Here is an 8,621-nt window from a genome sequence, read left to right on the forward strand (position 1 = left end):
AAAAAAGCGAATCAAAATATTACTTTTTGATTCGCTTTTTTAGTATTGAAGAACTTAATTATTGTTGCTGTTGCCGCTGCTGTTGAAGCAGCTCAATGTAGTCTAATTGTTCTTGAAGTTCTATAGAAACTTCTTCGAGTTGCACATCGTTTATATCTTCAAAGTGTCTTCCATCCTCATAGCCTATCGAAACGCATACAGAAAGCGTTTGTCTGGAAAGTCCTTTAAAAGTTCCTTTTACCGGAGTGCAATCATAGAAATTACGACCTACTGAAAGTTTCACATGATTGTCCATCGTCCAGATATTATTAGTAGGATCTAAACCCAGCCAACCTTGTTTTGGAGTGTAAATTTCTACCCAAGCGTGTGTGGCACCTTCACCTCTGAGTCCGCTTTCGTTCGGGCAAATGTATCCACTCACATATCGCGACGGAATTCCGGCCGTACGTAAGAGTTGTAATAGGACATGCGCAAAGTCTTGACAAACTCCTTTTCTAATCTCTAAAATCTCGTCGACTGTGGTTTCGATATTAGTGATTCCTTTGGTGTACGTGAAATTTGTAAAAATGTATTGATTGCATTGTTGCGCAATTTCTATGATGGGTTTGTCGATACAGTTTATTTCGTCCAGAATTGTATTAATTTCATTTTGTTTTTTAATGGTTTCTGGGTAACAAAGTCGCAGTAAAGGAATGCTTTTTTCTTTTACCAAATCCTTTACTGTGGTATAATCTATTTCCGGGATTTTGAGCGAATGATTGACACGAACTAACATTCTTGATTCAATAGTCATTTCAGTATGGGCTTCCAATGTATTAAAGTTTCCCACTCGATTACCGAAGTAATCCTGAGAAATTTCTACTTCAGGATTGTTTGTTATTAAAAGTTGGTACTGAAGAACATCCTGGTTGTCAAAATGGTGTGGGAATAAACGAATCTCATTTATACTTTCTTTTATGGGCCTATTGTATTGGTATTTTGTGATGTGAACTATTTTGAAAATTGCCATTTTTTATTACGTATAAGAGAAAAATAATTTAGAAAAATCTGTTGAAAACTGTATCAATTGCGTTCTGGTATTGTTAAGTACGTCTTCTAATTCTTGGTTGGTAAGATGATGATAATCTGTAAATTCAACAGAACTTTTAAGTCTTCCAAATTGATTGTGCAATGTTCTTGCTTCGCTCAGATTGTTATCTTTAAACAAGTTGTTCAAATAGGTGTCTATTAATTCTAAAGTATAAATCACGGAATGGGCAAAATCTCTATTGAAGATAACTTGCTGCACCACTTTGCGATTGTGCGGGATATTACTGTAACTTTTTAAATACAATTCGTAGCCTGAAAGAGAAAGTAATAATCTTCTCCAATATAATAAATCTTCATTTCCATCGAGATTATACTGAATAGGAGCGTAGTAAGCTTGGGTTAGAGAAATAGTTTGCAGACATCTTTCTATATGTTTACCAATACTGGAAAAACACCAACCCAATCCTCTAGGCATTGTAACCTGAAGAATTCCATTGTACAGCAAAAAATCTTTATTGAGTTTTGAGATAATAGTACTCGCATCAGAAGTTTCTAATTTTTTTGGCAAGTCAGGTGAATTCATGAAGTGATACAAAGAATTGATGTGTTCCCAAAGTTCTTTTGTAATTTTATCTTGGGAACCTCTTGCATTTTCTCGTGCTTTGATGACTAGATTCTTCACCGAATTATGGTTTGGACTATCACAAATGATATACTTTAGAACGAAATTTGTATCGTATTGCACTTGATTTATTTGTTCCGTTGGCAAATCAGTGTAGTATTCCAATAAAGGTTTGTAACCTTGAGAATCATTCGTTTCTTTGTCAAAAGATAAGATATAAAAGGTGTTTAGGGTAAGTAACATTCCATCTGTTCTTTCCATGTATCGGTTGAGCCAAAACATTCCATCTGCAACTCGGCTTAGCATATTTACTTTCATTCGGTTTGTTTTTTAAAAAGGTTTCGCACAGTTAGACCTTTAATTTATTTTATTATCCAAGTATCTTTACTTCCTCCCCCTTGTGAAGAATTAACGACTAATGAGCCTTCGGTAAGCGCGACTCGGGTTAGTCCACCAGGAACTATTTTTACGCCATTGGGGCCACACAAAGCATAGGGTCTTAAATCGACATGACGCAGTTTTAGTTCTCCGTCGATAAGGCAGGGAACAGTACTGAGTTGAATGATGGGTTGTGCAATGAAATTACGTGGATTACCAACAATGGCAATTTTTGCATTATCTAATTCCTCTTGGGTAGCCTTATTTCCCATAATCATTCCATAGCCACCGCTTTGATTGGTTTCCTTGATTACCATGTTTTCCATATTAGCAAAAACCATTTCTCTTTCGTCCAGATTTTCCATTCTGTACGTTGGCACATTTTTGAGAATTGGCTCTTCGTTCATGTAATATTTTATCATGTCCGGTACATAAGCGTATACCGCTTTATCATCGGCGACACCGTTTCCTACTGCATTTACCAGAGCTACATTTCCTTGTTTGTAAGCGCTGATAAGCCCTGGAACGCCCAGCGTACTGTCTGGTTTAAAAACTAAAGGGTCAAGATATTCGTCATCCAAGCGTCTGTAAATAACGTCTACCTGATGAAGCCCTGAAGTGGTTTTCATATAAACTTTATTGTTGTTTACCACTAAATCTCTTCCTTCGACCAAAGGAATTCCCATTTGTCTGGCTAAAAAAGTATGTTCATAATACGCCGAGTTGTAAACTCCGGGTGTTAATAAGACTACGTTTGGGTTAGCGATATTTCTTGGAGACAGTGAAACCAAAATATTATGAAAAATCATCGGATAATTACTGACCATACTCACATGATTGGAGGTGAGCATTTCCGGAAAAATACGTTTGGTTATTTCCCTGTTTTCGAGCATGTAACTCACGCCACTTGGGCAACGCAAATTGTCTTCCAGTACGTAAAACGCTCCTTTTGCTCCCCGAATTAAATCTATTCCTGCAATGTGTACATGAATGTTGTGAGGTACTTTAATTCCATGAACTTCTTGAATATAGTGCGGACAAGAGGCGATTAATGAAGCTGGAATTATTCCTTCTTTTATAATAAGCTGGTCGTTATAGATGTCTTCCAAGAATAAATTGAGTGCTTTTAGCCTTTGTTTTATTCCTGATTCTACTTCGTTCCAGTCTTGTTGGGTAATGATTCTTGGAATGATATCAAAAGGAAAAATCCTTTCAATGCCTTGATTATCGTCACTATAAACGGTAAAAGTGATTCCTTGATTCATAAAAAAATCAGAGGCCTGCCTATGTTTGTCGTTTAGTTTTTCGTGATTTAAGCTTTGTAATGTTTGTAATACTTGACGGTAAGATTCCCGAACTCCTTCATTAGAAAACATTTCGTCCCAACCATTTTGATTTAAATTAGGTATCCCTTTCATCATAATTCATATTATTAAAAAGTTAAACTTTATGACGTTTTATTGTAAAAAACGCACCTTTAAAGCTAAAATACCAATTTAATTTTTATGTAAATAAGGATTAAGTGACTATTTAATAATTTTTACAACATTCTTTTTTTGACAATTCTTTTTTGATAATTCTTATTTTTTACAATGTTGTTTTTTGTGATTTCGCAGTTAAAAATATTTTTTTAATTAGAATACCCCTGTTAATAAAGGAGTATTTAATACCATTTCATCTTTAAATTTACTGTGATAAGTCAATGTAATTGTACTCGTCAGTTCGAGTGATTTTTAAAGTCTTGCAAATGTTGATGAAATGAATAAGTGTAATACTTTAAAAATTGTATCGAGAACCATCCTGATTCAAAATGCTTCTCGATACAATTTTCAATAGTAAAGCTGTCGCATTACTATTAAAAATCACTCGAAGAGACGGATTATTTTATTCCAGTAAAATCAAAAGTAAAATGATATAAGTTGATAGTTTTAATAAACAATCCAAAATAGGATTTAAAAAAGGGGGTGTAAAATTAATAATGAAAAAAGGTTCGATTTGTTTTGGGAACTAATAATCTCAATTTTATATTTTAAATGGGTAGTTTTTCTTTTTTTCGAACCAAAAAAAATCTCAATTATTAAGTTGATTTAATAATTGAGATTAGCTAGTATTTTTTAAACAAATAATGTTTTATGGATTTTCATTAAAAGAAGATTTTACAGCTTTCATTGCACTTGGAGTAGACCATTGGCCGGCAACAATAATACGTCTGATGGTGTATAATGGATCGACGGAATCTCTTTTGGTAGACAAGATAAATGCCATTTTATAATCGCTCTTTTTTATTTCAGGTATTGCCGCCGTATTCCATAAACCAAACGGATATGCAAAATCCGTCACTGGTTTTCCAATAATGTCTTCTAGTTTTGCTTTTGGTTTTACCAATTGCGTATTCCAATCATCTCCTGCATATTTAGTTACCATATGGTGATCCCAAGTATGAGCTGCTACAACATGTCCGCTATCAGACAGGTTTTTAATTTGTTCTTTTGACAAATAATTAGGACGGTTAATAGAAACGGTCATGATAAAAAACACACCTTTGAAACCGTATTTTTTCATTTCGGCAGCGCCTATACTGAATTGCTCTTCTCGCGTATCATCAAATGTGATCATTATGGGTTTAGCAGGTAATGGCGCATCGTGAACTAAATATTCGTACAATTGATTCGGTAAAATAGTCTGATACCCTTCGTCTGACAGTGCTTTCATTTGCTCTGCAAAATTGGCTGGAGTCACAGTGTACGTTTTCTTCATTTCACTTGCATTGGCACTAAAATTCTGAATGCTATGATAACATAATATAGGCACTTCTTTTTTCGAAAGGATGGTCGCAGCGTCAGCCATTACTTTTTTTGGTGCTGCTATTTTCACGGGAGCAGTAATAATGGGGATTTCCTTCGTTATTTTACGAGGCTCTGATTGACAGCCCAATAATAGAAAAAAACCAACGAAAACTAAAAAAAGAAGATTCTTCATAGAATGAATTATTGGTATTGAATGTAGATGGGTTTTGGAGTGAATTTAACTAATTCTTCCGGACTATACATTTTCCAATCGTTTTTATTATCATTTTTATAAAATAATTTAAAGCCGGCGAACTGTACCGGTTCTCTATAGATATAACTCATGTAAGAATCTTTTTTTAATACCTTACTTCCAAAACCATCCATGTCCATTACGATTTGAACTTCGGGTACGGTTTTAATTTCTTTGTAATTTTTTACCATTCCTTGCGTAAAACGGTGTACCACCAATACTTTTGGAGTCAGTTTGTTTTTGCGCACGATGTTTGCCAAAATGTCAATGGCGTCATTAATATCAGCGGCAGTAAAATGCCCAATTTTGGAACCCGGACGTTCTCCGTTTTTCATCGAAAATTCAGGATCAATTCCTAAATGAACATTTGGCATGGAAAGGTATTTTTCTAGTTCAGCTACTTCGGATTTAACGGTGCTGTGTCCTACTTGAATATCCAAAAACACTAATGCATTAATAGGTTTTGCCCAACTTAGAATAGTGTCTATTTGTTTAAAAGGCATGCGCATGCGGTGCATGTTGTTTTTTCCCGGAGCGCCCTGAGCGGTAACAGCGATGTAATGCAAAGCAGGAATTGCTTTAACGGTAGAGTCAGCTGCCTGCCATTTGGCCACTTCGCCTTGTAGCTTTGCCAACATTTCTTTTCGGGGTAATTCGCCTAAAATCCCCATTCTTGTGGAATATAAATTTCCATAATAGGCAATAATACGGTTGTAGGGTAAAAGTGCTCCGGGTAGCGGGTAAGGTGCTTTTACCGGCCATCTGCCAGTAGTGTCATTATTGCTTAATGCCACCATTCTTTTATTATAATCAAGAGTATCAATTGTAAGCGCTACCTTTTTCTCTATGGAATCAGACTTTATGGTTTCCGTTTTTTTTGTTTCATTTAAAGCATCAGCTGCTTTGCCGCGATTACAACTGGAAACATAAAATAATAGGGGAAGTATAAGGAATACTAAAGCTTGCTTTTTCATATGTAGGTAATATAGTTTTTAAAGATATGGAATGCACCAGTTTAAAGAAAATCTTTGTTTCTGTTTAGTTAACATGGCTGTTTTATAAAATATAAACTAAATGTTTTAGAATACAAATATAAAGTATTTTAAGAGCAATCACTCAATTATAATGCCGTTCTAAGGCGATATTTTTTATATAATTCACAGATTTGGATTGTCTATTTGCGTTATAATAATTCACAAGGAATAGCATTCTAAAATAAAAATTTTTCTTTGATGAGGGATGTAGGTTTTTTAATACCGACAAGTAGCCATTGGCAAAATAATTCGGATTTTAAAAAGGGAGTCGCTAGAATTTCGATGATTAATTGATTGGATGTCTTTTTTTACAAAAAACCTTGTCAAGTGGATGTACTTACACTTTTTAATAGAACTTCGTGAAGTATTGATTTCTCCTTATTTTTATTAGGCTAAGCCAAATTCCGATTTGATTTTTACTTCTTAATTCCTGACACTTCTTTCTCGGTAACTAATTTGGTCTGTTTGTTGCCCCAAGAAGTCATGATGTAATTCATCACATCGGCTACTTCTTTGTCGGAAAGTCCCATGGGAGGCATACTATTATTGAACTTAACTTTATTGACAATAATTTCGCCACTTTGTCCAAATTTAACTGCATGGATGCTTTGGGTTCTTTTTTTTGTGAGCCAGTCGGAGCCGTCGAGAGGAGGGAAGTTTTTAGCATCCCCTTTACCATTCGCACCATGGCATTGGATACAAAAATCGGCAAAAATTTCTTTTCCTGGTGTCTGGATTTTTTGCGTAATAAAGGCGTCTTTATTTGCTTTAGCTATAACAATATAGTTGTCTTGATAAAATGGGTTTTCAAATGAGAAATTTCCCAATAAAAATAGGCCAACTCCCAAAAATAGTTTAGTGGTCAACATAGATTAATTAGGTATAATTTTGAGTATTCCTTTACCTTCTACAGCTATGTAAATATAGCCGTCCGGACCTTGTACTACATTACGCAAACGCCCAATGTCTGTGGCAATTTTTTGTCGTCCTATCACTTCGTTTCCTTTCAATTTTACCAATTCAAGATATTGAAATTTTAAGGACCCAACAAGCAAGTGGCCTTTCCAATCAGGATAAATGTCGCTGGTAACAAAAGTCATTCCGCATGGTGCAATGGAGGGTAGCCAATAGTAAATAGGTTTTTCAATACCTGGTTTTTCTTTTTCTTTGCTAATGGTTGTTCCGTCATAATCGATGCCATAAGTAACTACGGGCCATCCATAATTGGCTGCTTTTTTTATGATGTTGATCTCATCCCCACCTTGAGGTCCGTGTTCATGTGTCCAAATAGCTCCTGTTGTGGGATGTTTTGCCATTCCCTGAGGGTTTCTGTTTCCGCAGGTATAAATAGCCTCTTTCGCACCAGCCTGACCTACAAAAGGGTTGTCTTTAGGAATACTTCCGTCATCATTCAAGCGGTATATTTTTCCGCCATCGCGTTTGATGTCTTGTGGATTTTCGAAATGGTTGCCGCGTTCCCCCACCGAGAAGTACAAATAACCTTCGCTATCAAATGCGATTCTGGAACCAAAATGTTGGCCTTTTGTGGTGTTTGGAGTCGCTTTATAAAGCGACTCTATTTGTGTCAGACTTCCGTCCAGCAATTTTGCTCGAATGAGTTTGGTATTGCCGCCTTCACCCTCACCTTCACTGGAGGCATAGGTCATATACAACCAACCATTTTTAGCATAGTTGGGATGTAAAGCAATGTCTAATAAACCACCTTGTCCACGAGAATATACTTTAGGAATATTTTTGATTTCGGTTTTTGTGCCATTTTTGATTTGATAAAGAATACCGCTTTTTTCTGTAACCAGCATCGTTCCATCAGGCAACCAAGTCATTCCCCATGGTATCGCAATATCAGAAGCGACTGTTTCAAGAGTATAGTTTTTCACTTCCTCTTGAATGGGAATATCGTTTGGTTTTACTTGAGCTTCACAACTGAAAAAAATGGAAGAAAGAATCGAAAGTGAAGCCAGTGTGATTTTTTTCATGAGTTTAATTTTAAGTCCTGTTTGAATAGAAATCTTTTTTAAAGATAGTAAAAGAGGAATTAAAAAGGGTAGGAAGTATTTAAATTTGCTTAGAATTAACAGATTAGAATAATTTAAGTGCAGTTTTTTAGATGTTTCAATGAGTTTCTATTCCTGAGCAAACAGTGATTTTTTCTTAGTGCATGTTTCCAATTGAGTTTGAGTTAAACAATTGGCGTAACAATCAATAAAAGGGGGTCACCTTATAGTCACTTTTTTTGTAAAATAACTTAGCGAAGTTGGCAGAAGCAAAAATTCTCTGTTCTCTACCAAACCGCCATGAAGTGCTGATTTTGCTATAGATTTAAAACAAAAAAGACCTTACATGACTGTAAAGTCTTTTTAAAAAGCTTCTCTTATTGACAGAAGCTATAGCCAGTCTTCCTTGATTGAATAAATAACTATATAGGTATAGGCACTTTGGTCGCACTTATTAAGTACTGATTTTATTGACATTTATTTATAATTTACCATCTTTCTTAT

Annotated in this window: 7 protein-coding genes; all 7 read right to left on the bottom strand. The window is 35.2% G+C overall.

What is annotated here, in order from left to right; genetic code table 11:
* Positions 1-58: 58 nt before the first annotated feature.
* Entirely contained in the window at positions 59-1,009 is a 951-nt protein-coding gene (locus FNW38_RS10475) for a transglutaminase family protein (RefSeq protein ID WP_143387048.1), read from the bottom strand.
* A 6-nt stretch (positions 1,010-1,015) separates the two neighbouring features.
* Entirely contained in the window at positions 1,016-1,969 is a 954-nt protein-coding gene (locus tag FNW38_RS10480; RefSeq protein ID WP_143387049.1) for an alpha-E domain-containing protein, read from the bottom strand.
* A gap of 44 nt (positions 1,970-2,013) precedes the next feature.
* Complete coding sequence (locus FNW38_RS10485; protein ID WP_144064517.1) at positions 2,014-3,450, bottom strand: circularly permuted type 2 ATP-grasp protein; 1,437 nt, start codon at positions 3,448-3,450, stop codon at positions 2,014-2,016.
* A gap of 709 nt (positions 3,451-4,159) precedes the next feature.
* Complete coding sequence (locus FNW38_RS10490) at positions 4,160-5,008, bottom strand: polysaccharide deacetylase family protein (RefSeq protein ID WP_144064516.1); 849 nt, start codon at positions 5,006-5,008, stop codon at positions 4,160-4,162.
* Positions 5,009-5,016: 8 nt separating this feature from the next.
* Positions 5,017-6,042 carry a hypothetical protein gene (locus FNW38_RS10495; protein WP_144064515.1) on the bottom strand — a complete coding sequence of 342 codons (1,026 nt, stop codon included), beginning with the start codon at positions 6,040-6,042 and terminating at the stop codon, positions 5,017-5,019.
* A 476-nt stretch (positions 6,043-6,518) separates the two neighbouring features.
* Positions 6,519-6,971, bottom strand: a complete 453-nt coding sequence (locus tag FNW38_RS10500) for a c-type cytochrome (protein WP_144064514.1) — start codon at positions 6,969-6,971, stop codon at positions 6,519-6,521.
* Positions 6,972-6,974: 3 nt separating this feature from the next.
* A complete protein-coding gene (locus FNW38_RS10505; RefSeq protein ID WP_144064513.1) occupies positions 6,975-8,099 on the bottom strand; it encodes a PQQ-dependent sugar dehydrogenase in 1,125 nt (374 codons plus the stop codon).
* Positions 8,100-8,621 lie beyond the last annotated feature (522 nt).

It is taken from the genome of Flavobacterium gawalongense (genome assembly GCF_007097265.1).
Classification (GTDB): domain Bacteria; phylum Bacteroidota; class Bacteroidia; order Flavobacteriales; family Flavobacteriaceae; genus Flavobacterium; species Flavobacterium gawalongense.

What these genes read in the sequence shown, in the direction of transcription:
- FNW38_RS10475 (WP_143387048.1), bottom strand. Translation starts at nt 1,009, where the DNA reads ATGGCAATTTTCAAAATAGTTCACATCACAAAATACCAATACAATAGG.
- FNW38_RS10480 (WP_143387049.1), bottom strand. Translation starts at nt 1,969, where the DNA reads ATGAAAGTAAATATGCTAAGCCGAGTTGCAGATGGAATGTTTTGGCTC.
- FNW38_RS10485 (WP_144064517.1), bottom strand. Translation starts at nt 3,450, where the DNA reads ATGATGAAAGGGATACCTAATTTAAATCAAAATGGTTGGGACGAAATG.
- FNW38_RS10490 (WP_144064516.1), bottom strand. Translation starts at nt 5,008, where the DNA reads ATGAAGAATCTTCTTTTTTTAGTTTTCGTTGGTTTTTTTCTATTATTG.
- FNW38_RS10495 (WP_144064515.1), bottom strand. Translation starts at nt 6,042, where the DNA reads ATGAAAAAGCAAGCTTTAGTATTCCTTATACTTCCCCTATTATTTTAT.
- FNW38_RS10500 (WP_144064514.1), bottom strand. Translation starts at nt 6,971, where the DNA reads ATGTTGACCACTAAACTATTTTTGGGAGTTGGCCTATTTTTATTGGGA.
- FNW38_RS10505 (WP_144064513.1), bottom strand. Translation starts at nt 8,099, where the DNA reads ATGAAAAAAATCACACTGGCTTCACTTTCGATTCTTTCTTCCATTTTT.